The sequence below is a fragment of the Streptomyces sp. WMMB303 genome, from assembly GCF_029351045.1.
GTDB lineage: Bacteria > Actinomycetota > Actinomycetes > Streptomycetales > Streptomycetaceae > Streptomyces.
Genome location: NZ_JARKIN010000001.1, coordinates 1006680 through 1029081, shown reverse-complemented (window position 1 = coordinate 1029081; position 22402 = coordinate 1006680). Strand labels below are relative to the sequence as shown.

General features: G+C 73.9%; 21 protein-coding genes and 1 pseudogene. 15 read left to right on the top strand and 7 right to left on the bottom strand.

Annotated elements, in window-relative coordinates; all coding sequences use genetic code 11:
• Positions 1 to 23: 23 nt before the first annotated feature.
• From P2424_RS04710 to P2424_RS04695, 4 genes and pseudogenes are all read left to right on the top strand, one after another.
• A complete protein-coding gene (locus P2424_RS04710; RefSeq protein WP_276474532.1) occupies positions 24 to 743 on the top strand; it encodes an MgtC/SapB family protein in 720 nt (239 codons plus the stop codon).
• A gap of 132 nt (positions 744 to 875) precedes the next feature.
• Positions 876 to 1250 carry a DUF6479 family protein gene (locus tag P2424_RS04705; RefSeq protein ID WP_276474531.1) on the top strand — a complete coding sequence of 125 codons (375 nt, stop codon included), beginning with the start codon at positions 876 to 878 and terminating at the stop codon, positions 1248 to 1250.
• 185 nt (positions 1251 to 1435) lie between these two features.
• Positions 1436 to 2488: a M23 family metallopeptidase gene (locus P2424_RS04700; protein WP_276474530.1), complete on the top strand. Its 1053-nt coding sequence runs from the start codon at positions 1436 to 1438 to the stop codon at positions 2486 to 2488.
• Positions 2489 to 2700: 212 nt separating this feature from the next.
• Positions 2701 to 3192 (top strand): annotated as a pseudogene (locus P2424_RS04695) (tetratricopeptide repeat protein); the annotation flags it as partial.
• Between the two features lie 70 nt (positions 3193 to 3262).
• On the opposite strand, the gene P2424_RS04690 reads toward P2424_RS04695, so the two are convergent.
• From P2424_RS04690 to P2424_RS04675, 4 genes are all read right to left on the bottom strand, one after another.
• Positions 3263 to 4045, bottom strand: coding sequence for an SDR family NAD(P)-dependent oxidoreductase (locus P2424_RS04690; protein WP_276474529.1), 783 nt, complete (start codon positions 4043 to 4045; stop codon positions 3263 to 3265).
• Positions 4042 to 5679 carry a SulP family inorganic anion transporter gene (locus P2424_RS04685; RefSeq protein ID WP_276474528.1) on the bottom strand — a complete coding sequence of 546 codons (1638 nt, stop codon included), beginning with the start codon at positions 5677 to 5679 and terminating at the stop codon, positions 4042 to 4044. The genes P2424_RS04690 and P2424_RS04685 overlap by 4 nt, the downstream gene beginning before the upstream one ends.
• An 11-nt stretch (positions 5680 to 5690) precedes the next feature.
• Entirely contained in the window at positions 5691 to 6311 is a 621-nt protein-coding gene (locus P2424_RS04680) for a carbonic anhydrase (RefSeq protein WP_276474527.1), read from the bottom strand.
• 240 nt (positions 6312 to 6551) lie between these two features.
• Positions 6552 to 7004, bottom strand: a complete 453-nt coding sequence (locus tag P2424_RS04675; protein ID WP_276474526.1) for a hypothetical protein — start codon at positions 7002 to 7004, stop codon at positions 6552 to 6554.
• A gap of 573 nt (positions 7005 to 7577) precedes the next feature.
• On the opposite strand from P2424_RS04675, the gene P2424_RS04670 reads away from it, so the two are divergent.
• From P2424_RS04670 to P2424_RS04625, 10 genes are all read left to right on the top strand, one after another.
• Positions 7578 to 7934 carry a PRC-barrel domain-containing protein gene (locus P2424_RS04670; protein ID WP_276474525.1) on the top strand — a complete coding sequence of 119 codons (357 nt, stop codon included), beginning with the start codon at positions 7578 to 7580 and terminating at the stop codon, positions 7932 to 7934.
• Between the two features lie 15 nt (positions 7935 to 7949).
• Positions 7950 to 8120 (top strand): hypothetical protein, encoded by a 171-nt coding sequence (locus tag P2424_RS04665; RefSeq protein ID WP_019355387.1) that lies wholly within the window; start codon positions 7950 to 7952, stop codon positions 8118 to 8120.
• A gap of 138 nt (positions 8121 to 8258) precedes the next feature.
• A complete protein-coding gene (locus tag P2424_RS04660; RefSeq protein WP_276474524.1) occupies positions 8259 to 9662 on the top strand; it encodes an extracellular solute-binding protein in 1404 nt (467 codons plus the stop codon).
• Positions 9637 to 10662, top strand: coding sequence for a sugar ABC transporter permease (locus P2424_RS04655; protein WP_276474523.1), 1026 nt, complete (start codon positions 9637 to 9639; stop codon positions 10660 to 10662). Before P2424_RS04660 ends, P2424_RS04655 begins: the two co-directional genes overlap by 26 nt.
• Complete coding sequence (locus P2424_RS04650) at positions 10659 to 11495, top strand: carbohydrate ABC transporter permease (RefSeq protein WP_276474522.1); 837 nt, start codon at positions 10659 to 10661, stop codon at positions 11493 to 11495. The genes P2424_RS04655 and P2424_RS04650 overlap by 4 nt, the downstream gene beginning before the upstream one ends.
• Entirely contained in the window at positions 11495 to 12607 is a 1113-nt protein-coding gene (locus P2424_RS04645; protein ID WP_276474521.1) for an ABC transporter ATP-binding protein, read from the top strand. Before P2424_RS04650 ends, P2424_RS04645 begins: the two co-directional genes overlap by 1 nt.
• Positions 12604 to 13821, top strand: coding sequence for a CehA/McbA family metallohydrolase (locus P2424_RS04640; RefSeq protein WP_276474520.1), 1218 nt, complete (start codon positions 12604 to 12606; stop codon positions 13819 to 13821). The genes P2424_RS04645 and P2424_RS04640 overlap by 4 nt, the downstream gene beginning before the upstream one ends.
• 38 nt (positions 13822 to 13859) lie before the next feature.
• Positions 13860 to 14861 carry a sugar phosphate isomerase/epimerase gene (locus tag P2424_RS04635; RefSeq protein WP_276474519.1) on the top strand — a complete coding sequence of 334 codons (1002 nt, stop codon included), beginning with the start codon at positions 13860 to 13862 and terminating at the stop codon, positions 14859 to 14861.
• Positions 14858 to 16042, top strand: a complete 1185-nt coding sequence (locus P2424_RS04630; protein ID WP_276474518.1) for a Gfo/Idh/MocA family oxidoreductase — start codon at positions 14858 to 14860, stop codon at positions 16040 to 16042. The genes P2424_RS04635 and P2424_RS04630 overlap by 4 nt, the downstream gene beginning before the upstream one ends.
• Positions 16039 to 18786, top strand: coding sequence for a glycoside hydrolase family 38 C-terminal domain-containing protein (locus tag P2424_RS04625; RefSeq protein ID WP_276474517.1), 2748 nt, complete (start codon positions 16039 to 16041; stop codon positions 18784 to 18786). Before P2424_RS04630 ends, P2424_RS04625 begins: the two co-directional genes overlap by 4 nt.
• A gap of 53 nt (positions 18787 to 18839) precedes the next feature.
• Here the strand turns inward: P2424_RS04625 and P2424_RS04620 are convergent, their stop codons facing one another.
• The 3 genes from P2424_RS04620 to P2424_RS04610 all read right to left on the bottom strand — a co-directional run bounded on the left by P2424_RS04620 (position 18840) and on the right by P2424_RS04610 (position 21420).
• Positions 18840 to 20015, bottom strand: a complete 1176-nt coding sequence (locus P2424_RS04620) for a macrolide family glycosyltransferase (protein ID WP_276474516.1) — start codon at positions 20013 to 20015, stop codon at positions 18840 to 18842.
• Positions 20016 to 20301: 286 nt separating this feature from the next.
• On the bottom strand, positions 20302 to 20943 hold the full coding sequence (locus tag P2424_RS04615; RefSeq protein ID WP_276474515.1) for a CatB-related O-acetyltransferase: 642 nt from the start codon (positions 20941 to 20943) through the stop codon (positions 20302 to 20304).
• Positions 20944 to 21144: 201 nt separating this feature from the next.
• The gene (locus P2424_RS04610) at positions 21145 to 21420 is read right to left on the bottom strand and encodes a helix-turn-helix transcriptional regulator (RefSeq protein WP_276474514.1); all 276 of its coding nucleotides are present in this window, start codon (positions 21418 to 21420) and stop codon (positions 21145 to 21147) included.
• Positions 21421 to 21480: 60 nt separating this feature from the next.
• Here P2424_RS04610 and map point away from each other — a divergent pair, with 60 nt between their 5' ends.
• Entirely contained in the window at positions 21481 to 22248 is a 768-nt protein-coding gene (gene map, locus P2424_RS04605; protein WP_276474513.1) for a type I methionyl aminopeptidase, read from the top strand.
• Positions 22249 to 22402 lie beyond the last annotated feature (154 nt).

The following is a 22402-nucleotide window of genomic DNA, read 5'->3' as shown; positions in this document are numbered from 1 at the left end:
CCCGGAGCTGTTAGATCTCGCTTATGAACGACGCGTTCTCCTCTTCGCTGGGCCAGGGCTGGCCGCAGTTCGCCGACCTCGCCCTGGCATTCGTCCTGACGTCGTTGATCGGTCTGGAGCGGCGGGCCAAACGCAAGAGCGCGGGGTTGCGCACCCATGCGCTGGTGGGGATCGGTGCCGCGCTCTTCATGCTGGTCAGCAAGTACGGCTTCGCCGATCTGATGGGCAGGGAGGATGTCTCCTTCGACCCGTCCCGGATCGCGGCGCAGGTGGTCTCGGGCGTCGGCTTCCTGGGTGCGGGCGTCATCTTTCTCCGCCGCGACGTGGTGCGCGGGCTGACGACCGCGGCGATCGTCTGGCTCTCGGCCGCCGTCGGGATGGCCTGCGGGGCGGGGCTGCCGCTGCTGGCCGTGGCGGTGGTGGCGATGCACTTCCTCACGGTGTGGGGCTTCACCAAGCTCAGCGACCGGCTGCCGGGCGTGGAGCCGGGCCGGCTGCGGCTCACCTACGAGGAAGGGAGAGGTGTGCTGCGTACCGTGCTGGAGCTGTGCACGGAGCGCGGTTTCGTGGTGACCGAGACGAATGTCGAACAGATGCATGAACCGCGGCCGGATCTCACCAGGCTCAATCTCGCCGTCTCGGGGCCCGGCTCGGTACCGGAGCTGGTGGGGGAGCTGATGGCGGTTCCCGGGGTGCTCGCGGTCAACGGCCGCACGGTCTCGGACGGGCAGGACGGGGACTGACCGCTTGCGCGACAAGCCCGGAGGGTCGCCACTGCCGCACGTAGGGCCCCTGCCCCGGCGCTGCCCAGGTTTTCTTTCGCGCACCACGGAAACCCCGGGTGCTGACACCGCGAGCCGAAGGGGGCTGAGTACATGAACGCGGACGTCCTCGGAACGGCGGCGGACCTCGCCGCCCGCGATCACTTGGTGGGTCTGGTGCCCGGGCTCATCGGACTGCTGATCGTGGCCGCGCTGATCGGCGCCGTCTGGCTCGGCATCCGGATCAAGAGCCGTGAGCCCGAACTCCCGGAGCCCGATCAGCAGCCGCACCTGCCCGACAGCGGCCCGGTCGAGGAGATCACCGAGAACCGCGAGCCGGACGAGATGCCGCGCGACGGGACCCGCCGGCTGCCGCACAGCGGGGTGCACGATCAGGGTGACCGCGAGCACCATCCGGGTGAACCTCCGACACGCAAGAAGTGGGAGCCCGGCAAGAGCGGCTCCTTCGGCAGCGGCGGAGCCGGCTGAGCCGGTCTCCGCGCAGCGGACGGCGGCGGCCGGGGCAGCCGCCGCCCGGCACGACTGACGCACCCGCGCACCGGGCGGGAATGCACCCGTCCTGAGGACGGACCGCTGCGGCGAACGGCTCAAGCTGCCCGCGCGCCGCGCTCGCCAACCGGCTCCCGCGCGGTTCCCGGCCGCACGATCGTGCCATGAATGAGGCCGTACGAAAGAGACGGGCGGCGGCTCCGCTGGCCGCGCTGGTGTGTGCCGCGGTACTCGCCGGAGGCACACCGCAGGCCGCGGGAACCGCCCCCGCGAAGGGTGTCGCCGAGGCCGCGCGGCCGCTGCCCGCGCTCTACCGGGAGGCCGCGGCCGCCGCCGCCCGCTACGAGGCCGCCACGCGTAAAGTGGCGGCGCAGCGGGCGGCGGTCGCCCGGGCCGAACGCGCCGTCAGCAGAGCGGAGCACCGGCTGCGGCGGCTGCACCGGCAGCTCGGCGCCGTCGCCCGCAGGCAGTACCAGCAGGGCGGCTGGGCCCCGGCCACCCGGCTGCTGACGACCGGATCGCCGGACACCCTCTTCGACCAGCTCCGTGCCCAGCACCAGGGCGACCACGCCTTCCACCGGCTGCTGCGCGCCACGGAGACGGTCCAGCGGCAGCTGAACCGTCAGCGGGCGCACCGGCGAACGGTGCTGGGCGAGCTGAGGGCCGAGGCCGACCGGCGGCGACGCGCGCAGCGCGCCGTCGAACGGCGGCTGACGCAGGCCGGGGAGCGGGCCCGGGAAGCGCGCGAGGAGAGGGCCGCGCGCGCCGCCGGCCCGATCACCCGTGCCGCGCTCCGCTCCGGCGGCGAGGAAGCGAAGTGGGTGGCCCCGGTCGAGGGATACACCCTGTCCGCGGGCTTCGCCTCGGCCGGCAAACGCTGGGCGCACAGCCACACCGGCCAGGACTTCGCGGTCGGGACCGGCACTCCGGTGCTGGCCGTCGGGGCCGGGACCGTCGTACGGACCGGCAGCGGCGGGCCGTTCGGCAACCACATCGTCATCAAGCACCCCAACGGCTACTACACCCAGTACGCGCACCTCTCGCGGATCCAGACCCGGCAGGGTGCCCGGGTGCACGCGGGCGAGCAGATCGGACTGTCCGGGAGCACCGGCAACTCCACAGGACCGCACCTGCACTTCGAGGTCCGGGTCACTCCCGACGTCGGTTCGGGGGTCGACCCGCTGCCCTGGCTGCGCAGCCGCGGCGTGCACGTCTGACCCCGCTGCCGCGGTGTCCCGCCGCGGCAGCGGCCGGTGTGGCGGACGGAGGTCCGCTTCCGCCCGCCGCACCCGGTCCCGCCGGGCCGGACCGATCGCCCCTGGCCACCGGCCGCGCGGCGGGTGAAGCTGTCGGCGTGAACGGACAGGACGCGGGCGGTACGACCGAGGGCGGCGACTGGGAGCGGCGGGTGGCCGACACCTGGGCGCGGATGGACGCACTGGTGGCCGAGCGCGGAGCGGAGGGTTTCCGCGCCGCGGTCGGGGAGCCGGCCGACGAACAGCCCGCGGGTAGCCCCCCGGCCGCCTTCGAACGGGCCTGCGCCTTCGATTCCACGGGCCTCCCGGACCGTGCCGTCCCGCTCTACCAGGAGGCGCTGCGCGGCGGACTGACCGGGGTGCGGCGCCGCCGTGCCGTCATCCAACTGGCCAGCTCGCTGCGCAACCTGGACCGGCCAGGGGAGAGCGCCGCGCTGCTGTGGGCCGAACTGGACCACGACATCGGGACGGACGGTGCGGTCGGGGCGCGCGAGACGGCCGAGGTCGTCGCGCTGGAGGACGCCGTGCGTGCCGTCCTCGCGCTGGCCCTCACCGACCTCGGTCGCTCCCGCGAAGCGGTGCCTCTCCTGCTGGCGGCCCTCGCGCCGCACCTGCCGCGCTATCAGCGTTCGATGGCCGGGTACGCGCGGCAGCTCACGCAGCGCGTCGAGGGCCGAGCCGACGCGGCGCCCGGCCCGGGACCTGCAGGCCCCGCCGCCGCCACGTGCCGACCGGTCAGGGCTGGGCCATGGTGCGGTTCATCGCCAGGTTGGACACCAGCAGGCCGCCGTCCACCGGGAGGCTCACCCCGGTGATCCAGGCCGCGTCCCGGGAAGCCAGGAACGCCGCGGCGGCGGCGATGTCCGAGGGCTCGCCCACCCGGCCGAGCGGGTAGTGCGCGGCGACGCGCTCCAGCATCTCGGCCCGCTCCCGCCACACGTCGGTGCGCACCGTGCCGGGCTCGACCAGGTTGACCCGCACCCCGCGCGGAGCCGACTCGACGGCCAGTGTGCGGGTGAGGGAGGCCAGCCCGGCCTTGGCGGCGCTGTAGGCGTGGTTCCCGAAGTGCCGCTCCGCGTTGACCGAGCCCACGTTGACGACGGCTCCCCGTCCGTCGGCCGCGGCCAGCAGGGGCAGCGCGGCACGGGTGCACCGCGCGGCCCCGTGCAGGGTGACCTCGAAGTCCTCGTACCAGGACGCTTCCTGCCAGTCCTCGAAGCGGGCCGGATCCCGGTGGCAGGCGTAGGCGTTGTTGACCAGGACGTCGAGCCCGCCGAACGCCTCGGCGGCGCGGTCGGCCGCAGCCTGTGCCGCCGAGGCGTCCGTCACGTCGCAACCGCGGGACTCGGCCCGGCCGCCGCTGCCGCGGATGTCCGCGGCGATCCGCCCGGCGCGGTCCGGATCCCGGTCGGTGACCAGCACCTGTGCGCCCTCGGCGGCGAGCCGGTGTGCGACGGCCGCTCCGATGCCCTGCCCGGCGCCCGTCACCAGCGCCGCGTACCCCTCGAATCGTGTCATCGGCTCATGCTAGAAGCGTCCTCCCCGTGCTGCTCCTCGGTGCCGGTGCCGGCGGCACCGCTGCGTGCGGCTGCCTTGTTGTGCTGCTCTTCCCAGGTGGACAGGGCGAGTCCGCAGGCGTGGTCCATGTGCCGCAGCTTCTCCAGACACAGTTCGACGCGCCGGTCGGCCGGCAGCGCCTCCAACTGGTCCTGCAGCTTGGGCAGCCGCAGGAAGGTGGCGTTCCCCAGTACCGTGACCCGCAGCGGCCGCCCCGCGCCGGGGTCCTCCGTCTCGACGTGGACGTGCGAGGTCTCCCAGGCGGTCTTGACCACGGCCATCAGCAGCCCCAGCAGCACCCCTTCGAACATGTTGGTCAGCACGATGGCCAGTGCCGTGACGGCCAGCACCACCGCCTCGGCGCGGTGCTCCCGCCACATCGGTCCCAGATCCCGGAGCGGAATCAGCTTCCAGCCCGCGTGGACCAGGACGCCCGCCAGCGCGGAGAGCGGGATCAGGCCGAGCGCGGCGGGGAGCGCGGCCGCGAACAGCAGCAGCCACAGGCCGTGCAGCACCCGGGAGACCTTCGTCCTGGCCCCGGCGTGGACGTTGGCCGAGCTGCGGACGATGACCGCCGTCATCGGCAGCGCGCCCAGCGCCCCGCACACGGTGTTCCCGGCGCCCTGGGCCATCAGCTCCTTGTTGTAGTCGGTGCGCGGCCCGTCGTGCAGCCGGTCCACGGCCGCCGCGCTGAACAGCGACTCGGCCGAGGCGATCAGGGTGAACGCGAGCACCGTGCCCAGCATGCCGAGTGAGGCGAGGCCGCCGAACTCGTCCAGGCCCGGAGGCTGGACGGAGTCCAGCAGGCCCTGCACCTCGACGCGTGCGACGGGCAGGTCGAACACCGCCGTCGCGGCCGTGGCCGACAGCACCGCCGCCAGCGGCGCGGGCAGCACCCGGGCCGCGGCCCGCCACTTCGGCCACAGCAGCAGGACGGCCACCGTCCCGGCCCCGATGGCCAAGGCGGTCGCGGCGGTGCTGTCGCGCGCCGTGTCCAGCACCAGCCCGCCCAGGCCCAGGATCTTCTCCGGGCCGCTCGCGGGCGCCTCGGCGTCGACGAGCGCGTAGAGCTGACCGGCGATCAGCACCAGACCGATGCCCGCGAGCATGCCCTGTACGACGGAGACGGAGATGGCGCGGAACCAGCGGCCCAGCCTGAGCAGGCCCATCAGCAGTTGCAGCAGCCCGGCCAGCAGGACCAGGACGCCGAGCGCGCCGATGCCGTAGGTCTGCACGGCCTCGTACACCAGTACCGTCAGCCCGGCGGCCGGACCGGAGACCTGGATGCTGCTGCCGGGCAGGAACCCGGTGACCAGACCGCCCACGATGCCGGTCACCAGCCCGAGTTCGGCCGGTACGCCGGAGGCGACGGCGATGCCCACGCACAGCGGCACGGCGACGAGGAAGACGACCAGCGAGGCGGTGAAGTCCGCCCGCAGGGTGCTGCGGTCCGGCAGCGGGCTGCCCCGGCGTCCGCCGCCCGGGCGCCGCACGCTGTCCGCGGGGCTCCCGGGGCTCCCGGGGCTCCCGGGGCTCCCGGGGCTCCCGGGGTTCCGGGTGTTCTCGGCGTTCTGAGTGTTCTCGGAGTGCGTCATGACGCCACCTCTCACAGCGGGAGGAACGCGTCGAGACGCGTGTCGAGTTGGAGTATCCGGCCGGTGTCGATGCCGTAGAACCAGCCGCGCAGCCGCAGCAGCCCGGCGGCCTCGCGCTCCGCGACGCAGGGGTGTCCGCGCAGCCGGGCCAACTGGGCGCGTACATGGCGCTGCACGGCTGCGGCCACGTCGGGCTGTGTGCGGGCCACGTCGTCGGGGGCCGGCTCCCCGGAGGACTGCCGTCGGGCGGTCAGCCGGTCGTGCACGGCCGGCACGGCCGCCAGGTCCTCGCCGCGCACCAGGGCGCCGACCGCGCCGCAGTGCGAGTGCCCGCACACCACGATCTCGGGCACCTCCAGCACCCGGACCGCGTACTCGAGGGTGGCCGACTCGCCGGTGGGACGCCCGGCCCCGGCGTAGGACGGCACCGCGTTGCCCGCGGTGCGCAGTTCGAAGAGCTGCCCGGCGCGGGCGCCGGTGAACACGGCGGGCTGCACCCGCGAGTCGGAGCAGGAGATGAAGAGGGCTTCGGGGGACTGGCCCTGCGCCGGCCTGCCGTAGCTCTCGCGTTCGTCGTCGTGATCGCTGATCCGTGCGGAGAAGGTGCGTGCGTGCGGGATGAGAGAGCGCATCAGGGTTACCTTGCGTTCAGGTGCGTTCAGGTGCGTTCAGGTGCGTTCAGGTGCGTTCAGGTGCGTTCAGGTGCGTACGGGATCGGCGTACGGCCCCCGGTCCGGGGCCGGGCCGCGCGGGGCCGGGTACGGGCCGCGGTACGGAGGCTGCGTACGGAAGGTCGGCGGGGCCGCGCCCCGCGACGGCGCGCGCCGCTCACCGGCCGGTCACGGACGGCGGCGGGCTGCTGCCGCGGCCGGTCAGCGCAGCAGCACCTGGTGCAGTACGAGGACCTCCGCGGATCTGCGCCACGGCATGCCCGCGCTGCCGTTCCCGGGCAGCGCGACCCGCCCCGCGGCGGCCGGGGGGCCGAGCCGCGGGGCGCACACCTGCGGCGGACGCTCACCGGGGGCCGGCGGCGCGCTCGGATGCCGGACGGCGCGGCGCGGATGGCAGGCGGCCGCACCGTGCTCCGTCTCGTGCCCCGCGGAGGGGGAGACGTCCTCGGCGGTGGCGACGGGTGCCGCCGGTCCGCTCGCCGTGGCGAGGAGGGCGCCGGTGCCTTCGGCGGCCAGCAGGACGGACAGGAGCAGGACGAGGGCCGAGAGGCACGCCTTGGCGGCGGTCACGTGGCGTCGCATCGTCGTCCTCCGGTCCACTGCTCCGAGCTGGGCCGATTCCATCGTCACCCACAGGGCGTGACGAACCCGCACGCCGAAAGTGAACGATAGGTGAACTCGTCCTGGAGAATGGGAGGTTGCTGCTTTCGTCCGCTGGTTTCCAGCCGCAACGGCGGGAATTGAGCGCTGACGGTATTCGTTCATGCGATTGAAACTCGAACTTTCGCGTCTCCACCGGCGTGTCTGCTCCCGCAGTCGCCCCACGGCGGGTCCGCCGCCGAGCTCGGCCGGGATCGCGGCTACGCGATTGCGACCGGCGGTCCTCCGAAAGGGGTCCGATGCGCGGCGACGGTGTCCCGGCGCGCTTCGGCCGGGGTCCGGCCTCGACGCGATCCACCGGCTCCGCCCCCTCTCGCCGGAGTCCGCGTGGAGGTCACCCGCCGCCCGCCCGGATGCCCGCCCGGCGGGAGCGGGGGCGCCGAGCCGTTCCGGGGGCGGGGCTGCGCCCCGGGGGCCCGGCCGGGTTGCTGCGGCGACCGCGGCGGCAACCCGCGGTCACCGTCCGTGGTCGAGGTCCAGGGGTGCGTGCCGCCTCCCGGCGCGCTGCCGCGAGCGCCGGGGATTCCGGTGCCACCATGGAAGCAGGCCCCCGGGACGGAGGAAGAGATGTTCGAGCCGGACGACATCCGGGAGTGGCGCGGGCACGACGTGGTGGACGCGGGTGGCAGCAGGATCGGCCCGCTGGAGTCGGTGTACGTGGACACGGCCACCGACCAGCCCTCCTTCGCCACCGTGACCGTCGGGATGCCCACCCGGCACCGGCTCGTCTTCGTCCCGCTGGCGGGAGCCACCGTGGGGCCGGGGTATCTGAAGGTCCGGTACCCCAGGAGTCAGGTCAAGGACGCCCCGTCCATCGGAACGGACGACGTGCTGCCGGCCGGGGACGAGTCCTCCGTCTTCGCCCACTACGAGATCGAGTACACCCCGGGCGCGGGTGGCGAGCGCCGCCTCGCGCGCCGCTGAGACGGGGAGGTCCCGATGCTGCTGTTCCTGTTCCTGGTCGCGGTGGCGATCCTGCTGGGGGTCTTCGGCTCCATCGTCGAGGGGCTGTTCTACCTCCTGGTCATCGGCATCTTCGTGGCACTGATCGCCTTTCTGTACGCGGCCTGGCGCATCACCGCCGGGGCCACCCGGCGTTCCCCGCGCTGAGCCGCGCTCCCGTGGTCACCGGTGACCGGTGCTGTGCCCGTGATGTAAATGTAAGGACAACAGCTCTTTACGTCATCCGGGCACCGTGCCACTCTTCCGGGCACGATCTCTGGCGCAAGGACGCAAGGAGGGGCCCGGATGGGAGTTGTCGCGCGGAGAACCGCGCTGACCGCCGCCGTCCTCGGAGCCGGCTCGGCGGCACTCGCAGGCTGCGGGAGTCCGCTCGATCCGCGCGGGGGCGAGGGCGGGAACGGCGCAATAGCGCTCAGCGTCGCCACCAACGCCGTCGCGGGCGGCAAGAACGCCGACGAGGCCGAGTGGATCGAGCGCTGGGTCATACCCCGCTTCGTCGCCCGGCAGCGCGCCGAAGGCGTCGACGTGCGCGTGGAGTTCCAGCCCAGCGGCGTGGACGACGAGCAGTACAAGACCAAGCTGGCCCTCGACCTGAAGGCGCAGGCGGGGCCGGACGTGATGGCGCTGGACGGCATCTGGCTGGGCGAGTTCGCGCAGGCCGAGTACATCAGGCCGCTGCGCGAGGTGGCCGGATCCGGCGTGGCCGACTGGTCCGGCTGGCGGCAGATCAGCCCGAAGGTGCGCTCCCTCGCCCGCTTCGAGGGGAAGCTGTACGGCATACCCGCGGGCACCGACGCGCGGGTCCTCTACTTCCACAAACCGCTCTTCCGCAGGGCCGGCCTCCCGGTCGACTGGCAACCGGCCAGTTGGCAGGACATCCTCGACGCGGCGCGTGCCCTCAAACGCCTCGACGGTGTCACCCCGCTGCAGATCAACGCGGGTACCGCGATGGGCGAGGCCACCACCATGCAGGGTGTGCTACCGCTGCTCACCGGAGCCGGCGGCCGGGTCGCCAAGGGGGACCGCTGGTACGGCGACACCCCGGAGCTGCGGGCCGTGCTCGGCTTCTACCGGGACGTCTACCGGCACGGACTGGGCGATCCGCGGCTCCAGCAGGAGGCCAAGGGCCGGGACAAGTCCTTCGAACAGTTCGCGGAGGGCAGGCTGGGCATCCTCGCCGAGGGCGACTACTTCTGGCGGGACGTGATCTCCCCGGGCACCGGGACGGCCCCCATGAAGCGGCGTGACAACGATGTCGGCTATGCCCTGGTGCCCGCTCGCGCACGGCACGAGGGCATCGGCGGCCGGGACCACGTCAGCCTCTCCGGCGGCGCCGTGCACGTGCTCAACCCGAACACCCGCCACCCTCGCCAGGCGTTCGCCCTGCTGACCGCGCTGCACTCGGCGCGTGCGCTGCGGGCCCGGCTCGGGGACGCGGCCATGATCACCGAGCGGGACGACGTGAACGACGTGGTCCTGAAGAAGGACCCCATGCTCCGGTTCTGCGCCGAGAAGGCACTGCCCGTCACCAGCTTCCGGCCCCCGCTCGCCGCCTACACCGCCGTCTCCCTCGCGCTCCAGGAGGCGACGGCCCGGGTGGTGGCGGGCCGGGAGCCCGGCCACGTCGCACAGGCCTACCGCAAGGATCTGGAGGAGGTGCTCGGTGGCAGCGACCACATCATCGGCTGAACAGGCCGCTCCGGCGGCCGACCGCCGCCCGCAGGGAGCGGGGAGACGGGAGCCGGAGCGGGACGCGGCCGGACTCGGCCGCCGCCGGGCCGCCGCCTTCGTCGCGCCGGCGCTGGTGCTGATCGCCCTGTTCCTGGTGCTGCCCGCCGTCTGGACGCTCTACCTGGGCGCCACCGACTACCGGCTGACCGGAATCCCCGCCATCGACCCCGGCTTCGTGGGATTCGACAACATCACCAAGGCGCTGGGCGACGAGAGCTTCCTGCACTCGCTCCGCCTCACCCTGCTCTTCGTCCTCGGCTCCGCCGTCATCGGCCAGGCCGGACTCGGCTTCGCGCTCGCCTGGTGGATGCGCGAGCGCAGCGGCTGGCTCAGGACGACGCTCGAAGCGCTGGTGATGCTCGCCTGGATCCTGCCCAGCTCGGTCGTCGCCTTCCTGTGGATCGCCTTCCTCGACCGGGACGGCGGCACTCTCAACGAACTGCTCCGCACGCCCGGCGCCGCCTGGCTGCTCGACCACCCGATGCTGTCGATCATCGTCTACAACATCTGGCGCGGCAGCGCCTTCTCGATGATGCTCTACAGCGCGGCCCTCGGGAACGTGCCCGCCTCCCACCTGGAGACCGCGCGGCTGGCCGGGGCGAGCGGACTCCAGCAGCTGCGCGACGTCGTCTTCCCGCGCATCCGCGGCCACATCCTGACGAACCTGCTGCTGATCAGCCTGTGGACGTTCAACGACTTCACCCCGTTCCTCATCACGGCCGGCGGCCCCGACGGGCAGACCGAGACGCTGCCCGTGCACATCTACAAGACGGCGCTCGGCAGCGGAGAGCTGGGCTACGGCGCCGCGCTCTCCTTCCTGATGCTGCTGATCAACCTGGTGGTGGCGGTGATCTACCTGCGGCTGCTCGGCCAGAAGAACCGGAAGAAGAAGACCCGGACCGCACGCGGACGACCCGCCGAGGGCGCCCCCGGCAGCGAACTGGAGGAGTCAGCGTGAGAACCCCGGCGAACCCCGCCGCCGCCCTGCTGCGCGGCGTCGGCGTCTACCTCCTGGTCGCCCTCACCCTCGCGTTCTTCGCGCTGCCCATGCTGTGGCTGGCCAGCGCCCCCTTCGACAAGCACCCGGGCATCACCGTCTCGCTGCCCGACTTCACCCTCGCCAACTTCGAGCGGCTCTGGAACAACCCCAATGCCGTGAACTCACTGGCCAGTTCGCTGATCCTGGCCGCCGGCAGCGCCGTACTCGTCGTCGGGCTCTCCGCGCTGGCCGCCTACGCGCTCAGCCGGGTGCACATCCGCGGCCGGGACGGGCTGCTGTACGCGCTGCTGCTGCTGTCCTCCATCGTCACCGGCACCGCGGCGATGGTGCCGATCTTCCTGCTCGCAGCCGAACTCGACCTGGTCGACTCCTACCTCGGGGTCGTCCTCGTCCTCACCGGCGGCCTCCTGCCCGCGGCGATCTTCATCCTCAAGGACTTCATGGACACCACGCCGCGCTCCTACGAGGAGTCCGCGCGGGTCTTCGGCGCCTCTTCGCTGCGCGTCATGAAGGACATCGTCGTGCCCGTGGTCCGGCCCGGACTCGCCACGGTCGGGGTGTGGACGGTCGCCCAGGTGTGGGGCAACTTCCTCATCCCGTTCCTGCTGCTGCGCTCGCCCGACAAGTCGCCCGCCGCGGTGGTCATGTACACCTTCTACACCGAGGGCGGCCAGCCCGACCTCGCGCTGATCTCCACCTTCTCGCTGCTCTACTCGCTGCCGGTGGTGCTGATGTTCCTCTTCGTCAGCCGCCGCTACGGCTTCCGCTTCCACGGAGGGATCAAGGCCTGATGGCAGACATCACCCTCGACCGGCTCGCCAAGGTCTACCCCGGTGGCGTGCGGGCCCTGCACGACCTGGACCTCACCGTCCGGGACGGCGAGTTCTTCGCCCTCCTGGGCCCCTCCGGCTGCGGCAAGTCCACGCTGCTGCGCACCATCGCCGGACTGGAGGCCGCCAGCGGCGGCACTGTCCGGATCGGCGCGCGTGACGTCACAAAGCTGCAGCCGGGCGACCGGGACATCGCCATGGTCTTCCAGGACTACGCCCTCTTCCCGCACATGACCGTCGAGGAGAACATCGGCTACCCGCTGAAGATCAAGAAGGTGGGCAGGGCGGAACGCGCCGCCAAGGCCCGACGGACCGCCGAGGAACTCGGCCTCGGCCATCTCTCGGAGCGCCGGCCGGGCCAGCTCTCCGGCGGCCAGCAGCAGCGGGCCGCGCTCGCCCGCGCCATGGCCTGTCATCCGCAGGTCTTCCTCTTCGACGAGCCGCTGTCCAACCTGGACGCGCGGATGCGCCTGGAGGCCCGCACGTTCCTCAAGAAACTCCAGCGGGAACTGGGCGTGACCACCGTCTTCGTCACCCACGACCAGGCCGAGGCGCTGGCCATGGCCGACCGCCTCGCGGTGATGGAGGGCGGCCAACTCCGCCAGGTGGGCACCCCGACCGAGGTCTTCCGCCGCCCCGCCAGCACCTTCGTGGCCTCGTTCATCGGATCGACCCCCATGAACCTGCTGGCGGGCCGGGTCACCGCGGAGGGGACGGTCCGGGTGGCGGGCGGCGAACTGCCGGTGCCCGACGAGGCCGCCCCGCGGGCAGCGGCGGGCGAGGAGGTCGTCTACGGTATCCGCCCCGAGTACCTGAGCTGGTCCGACAGCGCGGTGGACGGTGCGATGGGCGGCACCGTCTCGGTCGTGGAGAACCTCGGCAGCGCCCAGCTGGTCACCCTGGAGTTCGAGGACGGCACCAGTGCCCAGGTCGTCGTCCCCGAGGAGCGCGAGCCGGCCCTCGGCGCCCGGGGCTGGGCCCTGCCGCGCGCGGACCGGGCGCTGCTGTACCGGGACGGAGATCTGCTCACCGCCCGCGCGGAGGCCGGAACCGCGGCGGCCCCGCTGTCATGACCGTACGCGAACAGATCCGGCACGGCGCCTGGACGATGGAGCAGCGCGCCCAGCAGGTCCTCCGCACCGTCCCGGTCGAGGTGCCCGGCGGTACCGGCGCCCTCACCGTGACTCTTTCCTACCCGCGCGCCGCGGGCGTGCTCGACCTGGGACTCCTCGGCCCGCACGGAGAGTTCCGCGGCTGGTCGGGCGGCGCCCGCGACACCTTCACCGTCACCGGCGAGTGGGCCACCCCCGGCTATCTGCCCGGCCCGCTGGAACCCGGGACCTGGCACGTGCTGCTGCGGCTGCACCGCATCCCGCCGCAGGGCCTGCCCTGGACGGTGCGGGCCCGGCTCGGCACCCGTGCGCCCGCCGCGCCGCCGGCCACCACCCCGCCCCCGCACCCGGCAGCGGACAGCCGCCCGCGGCGCCGCGTCCCCCGGCAGGACGGCGCGGAGTGGCTGGCCGGCGACCTGCACGCGCACACGGTGCACAGCGACGGCTCCCTCACCCCGGACGAGCTGGCCCGCGCCGCGGCCGCCGAGGGCCTGGACTTCCTCGCCGTCACCGACCACAACACCGTCAGCCACCACCCCTGGCTGCCGGCCGTCGCCCGCCGGCAGGGTATCCGGCTGCTGCCCGGCCAGGAGGTCACCACCGACCTCGGGCACGCCAACGTCTTCGGCGACACCGGGTGGATCGACTTCCGCCGCCCCGCCGGAGAGTGGCTGGAGCAGGCCGAGACCGCAGGCGGCGTGCTGTCCGTCAACCACCCGCTGGCCGACGACTGCGGCTGGGAACTGCCCTTCGCCGCGCGGCGGCCCCGGCACGCCGAACTCTGGCACCACACCTGGACCGACCGGCGGCACTCGGCACCCCTCGCCTGGGCGCGGGCCTGGCGCGAAGAGGTCGCACCGCTCGGCGGCAGCGACTTCCACCGACCCGAGCAGGGCCGTCCGCTCGGCACGCCGACCACCTGGGTGCTGTGCCCGGACGGCGACGTCCTGGCCGGTCTCGTGGCGGGCCGCACCGCCGTCTCGGCCGGCCCCGACGCCGCCGTGCTGCTGCGGTACGGGGACGAGCTGCTCGCCCTCGACGCCGACGGGACCGTGCTCGTGCGACCCGACGGACGGCGCACCGTGGTGCGCGGCGACACCGTCCGCCTGCCGGCCGCCGAAGGGCTCCACCGGCTGGAGACGCACACCTGCGAGGTGGTGGCCCTGTGCAGCTGAACCGTCCGGGCGCCCACCCGGCGCCACGAAAGGGATCCATGCGCGTCCGTATCGCCAACGCCCCTGTCTCGTACGGGATATACCGCCCCGACCACCCGCTCCCGCCGGACCGCCTGCTGGCCGCCTTCCGCGACCACGGCTACCGGGGAACCGACAGCGGCCCGCTCGGCTACCTCGGAGAAGGCGAGGCGCTGGCCCGCCGCCTCGCCCGGCACGACCTCTCCCTGGCGGGCGGCTGGGCCGATCTGCGCTACGGCGCGGAGCCCGCCGCGTTCGCCGCCGACCTGCGCGCCCTCGACCGGACCCTGGACACTTTCACCGCCGTCCCGGTCGACGACGCGCTCTTCGCGCCGCGCCCCACGCTGGCCTGCCCCGCCGACCCGGAGCGCTTCGCGGCCCCGGGCCCGCCCTACGGTCCGGGCCGGCTGCCCTCGGACGGTCCGGACCGTCCTGACCGGGAGTGGGAGGACTTCGCCGCGGACGTCCAGCGGGCCGCTGACCGGTGCCGGGAGCGCGGGCTGGAGCCGGTCTTCCACCCGCATCTGGGGACCGTGGTGGAAACCCCCGAGGAGACCCGCCGGCTGCTCTCCCGCACCGATGTCTCGCTGTGCCTGGACACCGGGCACTGGTGGCTGGCCGGCGGCGATCCGGTGGCGGCGGTGGCCGAGTTCGGGCCCCGGATCCGCCAGGTGCACCTCAAGGACGCGGACCGCGCCGTGCACGCACGGGTCCGCCGCGCCGGCGGGGACCTGTGGGCGGTGGTCGCCGCCGGCGGGTTCCCCGCTTTGGGCGAGGGCGACCTCGACCTCCCCGCCGTCCTGGCAGCCCTGCGGGAAGCGGACTACGGCGGCTGGCTGGTCGTCGAGCAGGACGCCTCTCCCCAGGACCAGGACCGGAAGACGGACCCGGACCAGAGCCGCATCGCCGCGCAGCAGAAGGCGAACCGCGCACTCCTGCACCGCCTGCTGCATGATCCGCCCCCCGTGGGACCGCACGGGACACCGTCCGAACCGCTCCTCCAGGAAAGGCCGCACCCATGACCCCCGCCACCGCCACGCCGGCCGGCCGGCGCCTGCGCATCGCCGTCGCGGGGCTCGGGGCCATCGCACGCACCGCGCATCTGCCGCTGCTGGAACGCCGCCGCGAGCTGTTCGAGATCACCGCGCTGTGCGACCTGTCCCCGAGCGCCCTCGCGGAGCTCGGCGCCCGGTACGGCGTACCGCCCGAGCACCGGCACACGAGCACCGAGTCGCTGCTCGCCGACGGCGGCTTCGACGCCGTCATGCTGCTGACCTCCGGCTCGCACGGGCCGGCCGCCGAGGCCGCGCTGCGCGCCGGGCACGCCGTCCTGTGCGAGAAGCCGCTCGCCTTCACCCGGGCCGAGGCGGCCCGCATCGGGGATGCCGAACGCGCCCAGCAGCGCGGCCCGCGGCTGATGGTCGGCTACATGAAGCAGTACGACCCGGCCACCCGGAGGCTGGCGGCGCTGCTCGCGGACACGGGCGGCCCCTCCCGCGTCCGGTCAGCCGAGGTGTGCGTCCTGCACCCCACCGGACCCGACCAGCTCGCCTTCGCCCGGCTGCCCGCACCCGGCGGCGACGTGGACGCGGCGGAACTGGCCGCGCTCACGGCACGCGACGACGCGCTGACGGACGACGCGCTCGGCAGCGGCGCCACCCCGGAAATGCGCTCGCTCTACCACATCGTCATCGGCTCCATCAGCCACGACCTGTCGCTGCTGCGGACCGCGGCCGGCGCCCCCGAGACCGTCGACCTGGCCGCCATGTGGGGCGCCTCCGCCGAGGGCCCCGGCTCCGTCGAACTGTCCGGAAGGCTGCCCGGCGGCGCCCGCTACGCGATCCGCTGGCACTTCCTGCCCGGTCACGCCGCCTACCGGGAGACCTTCGCCGTCCACCACGAGAGCGGCACCCTGGAACTGGCCTTCCCTTCCCCGTATCTGATGAACGCGCCCACCGTGCTGACCGAGACCTCCAGGGCCCCGGGGGAGGGGCCGCACACCGAGCGCCGTGCCGAACACCGTTCGGTGGCCGAGGCGTTCGAGGAGGAGCTGGCCGCCTTCCACGCGATGGTCACCGAGGGCACCCCGCCGCAGACCGGCGCCGAGGGCGCGCTGGACGACCTGATCACCGCGCAGCGCGCCGTCGCGGCGTACGCGGCCCACCACCGGCTCCCCTGCGAAGGAGAGGCAGCAACCGCATGAGCGTCACACAGCCGGGCACGGAAGAACTCGTCATCGTGCCGCACACCCACTGGGACCGGGAGTGGTATCTGCCCTTCCAGCAGTTCCGCCTCCAGCTCATCGGGCTGCTGGACGAGGTGCTGGAACGCATGGGGAACGACTCGCGCCAGCGCTTCACCCTGGACGGGCAGGCCGTCGCGGTGGACGACTACCTGGAGGTCCGGCCCGACAGGCGCGAGCAGTTGGCGGCGCTGGTCGCCGCGGGCCGGCTGGCGGTGGGGCCGTGGCAGATCCTGCTGGACGAGTTCCTCTGCTCCGGCGAGAACATCGTCCGCAATCTCGAACTCGGCCTGCGCCGCAGTCGGCAGCTGGGCGGTTCGCTCCCGGTCGGCTACCTGCCCGACATGTTCGGGCACTGCGCCCAGATGCCGCAGATCCTGCGCGGAGCCGGACTCGAACACGCCTGCGTGTGGCGCGGAGTCCCGGCCTCCGTGGACAGCCACGTCTTCGCCTGGACCGCGCCCGACGGCACGGCCGTCCGCACCGAGTACCTGGCGGCGGGCGGATACGGCAGCGCGGCAGGTCTGTTCGACGACCCGGAGCGGGTCGCCGAGCGGGCCGGCGCCATCGCCGAGGCGCTCCGTGCCTGGCGGCCGGACGGCTCCCCGATGCTGGCGATGTACGGCTCGGACCACACCGCACCCGCCGCGGACCTGGCCGATCTGCTGGAGCGGCACAACCGGCGGCAGCCGCCCGAGGGCGGGACCCGGCTGCGGCTGGCGACCCTGGCCGAGTACTTCGCGGCACAGCCCACCGACACGGCGGGACTGCGGGCCGTGCACGGCGAACTGCGCAGCCACGCGCGGGCCAACATCCTGCCCGGCGTCCTCTCCGCGCGCGCCCCGCTCAAGCAGGCCATGGCCCGCGCCGAACGCGCCGTGGAGCGGTACGCCGAGCCGTCGGCCGCGCTGTGGCTCGACGACGCGGCACAGCGTTTCCTGGAGATGGCCTGGCACCGCCTGATCGAGGTCTCCTGCCACGACTCCGTCACCGGCTGCGGCTGCGACGAGACCGCGCAGCAGGTCGCGGCACGCATCGCGGAGGCCGAACAACTGGGCCTGGCCGTACGGGACATGGTCGGCAAGCGGCTGGCCGCGCAGGTCCCGCACGACGCGCACCTGCTGTGCAACCCGACGCCCGCCCTCCGCACCGACCTGGTGGAGCTGGAGGTGGCGGGCGACGGACCCGTGCACCTGGCCACCGCGGACGGCACCGTCCTCCCCGCTCAGCGGACGACCCCCGCGCCCACGCTGCTGGCCGACGACACCGTTCCGGCCGGCCGGCTGCCCACCGTGCTGGCGCGGGTGCACGGCAACGAGCTGTACGGGCAGGAGATCACCTCCTGGCACCTCGACCCCGCCGAGCGGCTGCTGCACTTCACCGTCGCCCGGAGGAGCGAGGCCGGATTCGACGTCGCCGAGGTCCGGGACGCGCTGTCCGCCGCGCGGCCGGAGGGCGACTGGCGGGTCGTCATCGAGGCCGAGCCCCGGCAGCGGATCGTCGCGGCGGTCCCGGCACCGGCGCTGGGCCACACGGCGGTGCGCGCCGCACCGGGCGCGGCGCCCGAGCCCGCGCACCCGGTGCGCGCTGCGGACGGCGCGCTCACCAACGGCCTGCTCACCGTGGAGCCCGCCGAGGACGGCACCTGCACCATGCGGACCGCGGACGGCCTCGAACTGACCGGTGTGGGACGGGTGGTGGACGGCGGCGACCTCGGAGACACCTACAACTACGCACCGCCCCGGCACGACGTGCTGGTGGACCGGCCCACCGGGGTCACCGTCCGCCGCCTCGCGGAGGGCCCGCTGCTCGGCGCGTACGAGATCGAGCGCCGCTACGCCTGGCCCGCGGCCGGTGACGTCGCCGCCGACGGCCGTACCGCCGCCACCGAGCCGACGACGGTGCTCACCCGGGTCGAGCTGCGGGCCGGCGAGCGGTTCGTGCGGCTGCACGTCTCCTTCGACAACCGCAGCGAGGACCACCGCGTGCGGCTGCATGTCCCGCTGCCCCGCCGCGCCGGGACCTCGCACGCGGAGGGGCAGTTCGCCGTGGTCGAGCGGGGCCTCACCGCGGAGGGCGGCTTCGGCGAGGAACCGCTGCCGACCTTCCCGGCCGCCGCGTTCGTCGCGGCGGGCGGTGCGGCGGTGCTGCTGGAGCACGCCACCGAGTACGAACTGGTCGCGGAGGGCGGCGAGCTGGCGCTGACCCTCCTGCGGCCGACCGGCATGATGTCCCGCAACCGCCATGTGTGGCGGGACGAGCCCGCGGGCGGCGAGTTCGCCACCCCGCAGGCGCAGTGCCGGGGACCGCGGACGGTGACCTTCGGCGTGCTGCCGTACCCGGGGGAGTGGCACGAGTCGGGGGTGCACGCCGCCGCCGAGTCCTTCCGGCACCCCTTCACCGCGCTGCCCGGCACCGCGACCGCCGCCACCCCGCTGCCCGGCGCGGGGCACGGGCTCACCCTCGCCGGTGAGGGCGTGGTGCTGAGCGCGGTGCGGGAGCGCGAGGGGCGGCTGGAGGTCCGCGTCGTCGCCGAGGTCCCGCACCCGGTGCCGGCCCGGCTCGCGCTGCCGGGGCTGCGGTCCGCGCGGCGCTGCGATCTGCTCGGCCGCCCGGCCGGGCAGGGAGAACTGTCCGTGGAGGACGAGTCCGTCGCCGTACGGCTGCGGCCCTGGGAGATCGCCACCTTCCTGCTGGAGCGCTGAGCCGGGGAGCGGCCGGGCACCGGGCGCGCCCCGGTGCCCCGCCGCAGGCGGGATCAGGCCAGCATCTCCTCGACGAGATCGGCGGCGCGCGCGGTGCCGCCCTCGTCCCGGGCCCGAGCGCGCAGCAGCTCGGAACGGCGGGCGACCTCCGGGTCGGTGACCAGTTCGCGCAGTGCCGCGCGCAGCGCTTCGGCGGTCGCCTCCGGAGTGTCCAGCCGGCGGGCCACGCCCAGTTCCACCAGCCGGTCGGCGTTCATGAACTGGTCGGCGGCCTGCGGCACGGCGATCATCGGGACGCCCGCCAGCAGCCCCTCTCCGCAGCCGCCCATCCCGGCGTGGGTGACGAAGGCGTCCGCCTGCGCCAGGATCGCCCGCTGCGGCACCCAGGACCGCACTTCGACGTTGGCGGGGACGGTGCCGAGTTCCCCCGGGTCGGTGTACTTGCCGATCTGGAGGACGACATGCCACCCGGGCAGTTCGCCGTAGGCCGCCAGGCATCGCCGGTAGAAGTCGGGCTGCCGGGTGTAGGCCGAGCCCAGGGAGACCAGCAGCACGTTCTCCGCGTCCGCCGGGCGGGTCCACCGGTCGGCGGACGCGGCTGTGCCGAAGCAGGGCCCGACGAAGGCCACCCGGCCGGAATCGACCCGGTCGGCGTGCGGCTGCATCGCCCGGGTGATCAGGGCCAGGGCCCGCGCGGGCGAGCCGCAGAAGGCGTCCACGTCGGTGGTGGTCGCCCCGCAGCCGGCCAGCCACCGGGCGAACTTGGCCCGGTGCGCTTCCGCGCCCGGCAGCTGCCGCAGCTGCGCCCCGATCTCCTGCTCGTAGCCGTCCCAGGCCACGAAGGTCGGGGAGAGCTGCATGAGCGGCCGGTTCTGTGCTTCGGCCAGCGCGCGTGCGGCGTAGCCGCCGATGTCGTACAGGTACAGGTCCGCCGGGTCGCTGCGGTAGGCGGCGTGCAACTGGGGCAGCGCCTGGGCGGCGTTGTCGAGGAAGAGGTCCATCGCGGCGACGGGATCCTCGGGCCAGTTGTTGTCGGCGACCGGCAGCGTGGAGGTGCAGGCGACGGGTTCGGCTCCGGTGCCCGCGGTCAGGTCGGCCACCGCCGGGTCGTTGGCGTAGGTCACCCGGTGGCCGCGGGCCACCAGTTCGCGGATGACCTCGAGGCTGGGCAGGACGTGGCTGACGGCGGGGATGCCGACCATCGCGATATGGGCACGGCGACGGGACAAGGGTGATCACTCACTTCAGGTCTGCGGCGAACAGGGCACGGCAGGCCCGGGCGCCGGCCTGCCCGGCAGTACCGGACGGGGCGCGCACAGGGGCGTGCCGGAGAGCGGCGGGGCGTTGCCCCGGCCGTGTCAGCCGTAGAGCTGAGTGCAGAAGTACATGCCCGCGACTTTAGCCCCGGCCCCGGCTCGCGGGCACTCCCTTTTCCCGCCGGTACCGTCCCTCGGCGTCCCTCGGCGTCCCGCCGGGAGCCGAGGGGCCGGGCGGGGCGCCGGAGCTGCGGGAGCGTCAGGTCCGCGGGGCTGCGGCCTCCAGTTCGGCGACGCTGCCCGACATGACCGTCCGCACCTGGTCGGTGAGGTGTTCCGCGGGCCAGTCCCACCAGGCCACCGCGAGCAGCCGGGCGACGTCCTCCGGGCCGTACCGGGAGCGGAGGAGCCGTGCCGGGTTGCCGCCCACGATCCCGTAGTCGGGTACGTCCTTGGTGACCACCGCGCCGGAGCCGAGGATCGCGCCGTGTCCGATCCGTACACCGGGCAGCACTGTCGTGCCGTGGCCGAACCAGACGTCGTTGCCGACGACCGTGTCGCCCCGGCTGGGCAGTCCGGTGAGCAGGTCGAAGTGCTCCGCCCATGCGCCGCCCATGGAGGGGAAGGGGAAGGTCGAGGGGCCGTCCACGCGGTGGTTGGCACCGTTCATCAGGAACCGCACGCCGGTGCCCAGCGCGCAGAACTTGCCGATGACGAGCTTCTCCGGGCCGTAGTGGTACAGCACGTTGCGTGTCTCGAACGCGGTCGGATCGTCCGGATCGTCGTAGTAGGTGTACGCGCCGACCTCGATCAGCGGGGACTTCACGAGCGGTTTGAGCAGCACCACCCGTGGCTGCCCGGGCATCGGGTGGAGCACTGTCGGGTCCGGGGGCACAGGCATGGGCGTGGTCCTTCGACGGAGGCGGCGGTCGGTTCATGATCGCGGCCCCTTGCCGTCCCGGGCCATTCGTTTACGATCCGCTGTCGCCGCTGTCGCCGCTGTCGCCGCTGTCGCCGCTGTCGCCGCTGTCGCCGCTGTCGCCGCTGTCGCCCGCGTGGACGGTGCTCTCCCTGGCGCGGCCGAGCGCCTCGATGCCTGCCGTCAGGCCGAGAGCGCCGGCTCCTGCCGTTCCGGGTCCTGGGCGCAGCCCGCCGCCAGCGCGTCCAGGGACACGTGCAGCGCCGAGGCCAGGGCCGCGATGGTGAAGAAGGCCGGGGTGGGTGCCCTGCCGGTCTCGATCTTGCGCAGTGTCTCCGCGGAGACGCCCGCGGCGGCGGCCACCTCCGTCATGCTCCTGCTGCCGCGCGCCTGACGCAGCAGCAGGCCGAACCGCTCGCCGCGTTCCCGTTCCTCCGGGGTCAAAGGAGTCCTCACCATGACTGTGATACTAATACCGGTATAAGTATTGGGTAGTGGTGAGGCGGGGAGACGCAGTACATGGTGGAGATCAAGACCGATGCCGCGCTGGACGCGATGCGGGAGGCCGGGCGGGTGGTGGCTCGCGCCCTGGCCGCGGCCCGGGAGGCGGCCGGGATCGGGGTGTCCCTGCGGGAGCTCGACGAGGTGGCCCGTGCGGTGCTGGCCGAGGCGGGGGCCGAGTCCCCGTTCCTGGGGTACCGGCCCTCCTTCGCGCCGACCCCCTTCCCGGCCGTGCTCTGCACCTCCGTGAACGACGCCGTCGTGCACGGCGTCCCCACCGACTACCGGTTGCGCGACGGCGATCTGGTGAGTCTCGACTGCGGTGCCCGGCTCGACGGCTGGACCGGGGACGCGGCCGTCAGCTTCACCGTCGGGACCCCGCGCCCCGCGGACCGCGAGCTGATCGACGCCACCCGGCTGGCCCTGGACGCCGGTATCGCCGCAGCGCAGCCCGGCGGACGCCTCGGCGACATCTCGCACGCGGTCGACACCGTCGCCCGGCAGGCCGGCTGCGGCATGCCCGCCGACTTCGGCGGCCACGGCATCGGCCGGAGCATGCACGAGGACCCCCGTGTGCCCAACAGGGGCCGTCCCGGCCGCGGCTTCCCGCTCCGCCACGGTCTGGTGCTCGCCATCGAACCCATGTTCATGGCGGGTGGGCGGAACGCCTACCGCGCCGGCGCCGACGGCTGGACGCTGCTGACCACCGACGCCAGCCGGGCCGCCCATGCCGAACACACCGTCGCCGTCACCGACCAGGGTCCCCGCATCCTGACGCTGCCGTGATGCCGAGGAGGCCCGCCCCCTCCCCTGGGTGCACCGTCCGTGCTCTTCGCGTGGCGCGGCGGAGTCGCGGTTCTGTACGTACCGGTGTGTACGGAACCCTGCCCGGGGGCGGGTCCGAGGTGGGGGTCGACCTCTCCCGCGGAACGTGGCGCAG

What these genes read in the sequence shown, in the direction of transcription:
- P2424_RS04640 (WP_276474520.1), top strand. Translation starts at nt 12,604, where the DNA reads ATGACCGTACGCGAACAGATCCGGCACGGCGCCTGGACGATGGAGCAG.
- P2424_RS04670 (WP_276474525.1), top strand. Translation starts at nt 7,578, where the DNA reads ATGTTCGAGCCGGACGACATCCGGGAGTGGCGCGGGCACGACGTGGTG.
- P2424_RS04685 (WP_276474528.1), bottom strand. Translation starts at nt 5,679, where the DNA reads ATGACGCACTCCGAGAACACTCAGAACGCCGAGAACACCCGGAACCCC.
- map (WP_276474513.1), top strand. Translation starts at nt 21,481, where the DNA reads ATGGTGGAGATCAAGACCGATGCCGCGCTGGACGCGATGCGGGAGGCC.
- P2424_RS04665 (WP_019355387.1), top strand. Translation starts at nt 7,950, where the DNA reads ATGCTGCTGTTCCTGTTCCTGGTCGCGGTGGCGATCCTGCTGGGGGTC.
- P2424_RS04635 (WP_276474519.1), top strand. Translation starts at nt 13,860, where the DNA reads ATGCGCGTCCGTATCGCCAACGCCCCTGTCTCGTACGGGATATACCGC.
- P2424_RS04700 (WP_276474530.1), top strand. Translation starts at nt 1,436, where the DNA reads ATGAATGAGGCCGTACGAAAGAGACGGGCGGCGGCTCCGCTGGCCGCG.
- P2424_RS04645 (WP_276474521.1), top strand. Translation starts at nt 11,495, where the DNA reads ATGGCAGACATCACCCTCGACCGGCTCGCCAAGGTCTACCCCGGTGGC.
- P2424_RS04690 (WP_276474529.1), bottom strand. Translation starts at nt 4,045, where the DNA reads ATGACACGATTCGAGGGGTACGCGGCGCTGGTGACGGGCGCCGGGCAG.
- P2424_RS04610 (WP_276474514.1), bottom strand. Translation starts at nt 21,420, where the DNA reads ATGGTGAGGACTCCTTTGACCCCGGAGGAACGGGAACGCGGCGAGCGG.
- P2424_RS04705 (WP_276474531.1), top strand. Translation starts at nt 876, where the DNA reads ATGAACGCGGACGTCCTCGGAACGGCGGCGGACCTCGCCGCCCGCGAT.
- P2424_RS04615 (WP_276474515.1), bottom strand. Translation starts at nt 20,943, where the DNA reads ATGCCTGTGCCCCCGGACCCGACAGTGCTCCACCCGATGCCCGGGCAG.
- P2424_RS04710 (WP_276474532.1), top strand. Translation starts at nt 24, where the DNA reads ATGAACGACGCGTTCTCCTCTTCGCTGGGCCAGGGCTGGCCGCAGTTC.
- P2424_RS04625 (WP_276474517.1), top strand. Translation starts at nt 16,039, where the DNA reads ATGAGCGTCACACAGCCGGGCACGGAAGAACTCGTCATCGTGCCGCAC.
- P2424_RS04680 (WP_276474527.1), bottom strand. Translation starts at nt 6,311, where the DNA reads ATGCGCTCTCTCATCCCGCACGCACGCACCTTCTCCGCACGGATCAGC.
- P2424_RS04660 (WP_276474524.1), top strand. Translation starts at nt 8,259, where the DNA reads ATGGGAGTTGTCGCGCGGAGAACCGCGCTGACCGCCGCCGTCCTCGGA.
- P2424_RS04630 (WP_276474518.1), top strand. Translation starts at nt 14,858, where the DNA reads ATGACCCCCGCCACCGCCACGCCGGCCGGCCGGCGCCTGCGCATCGCC.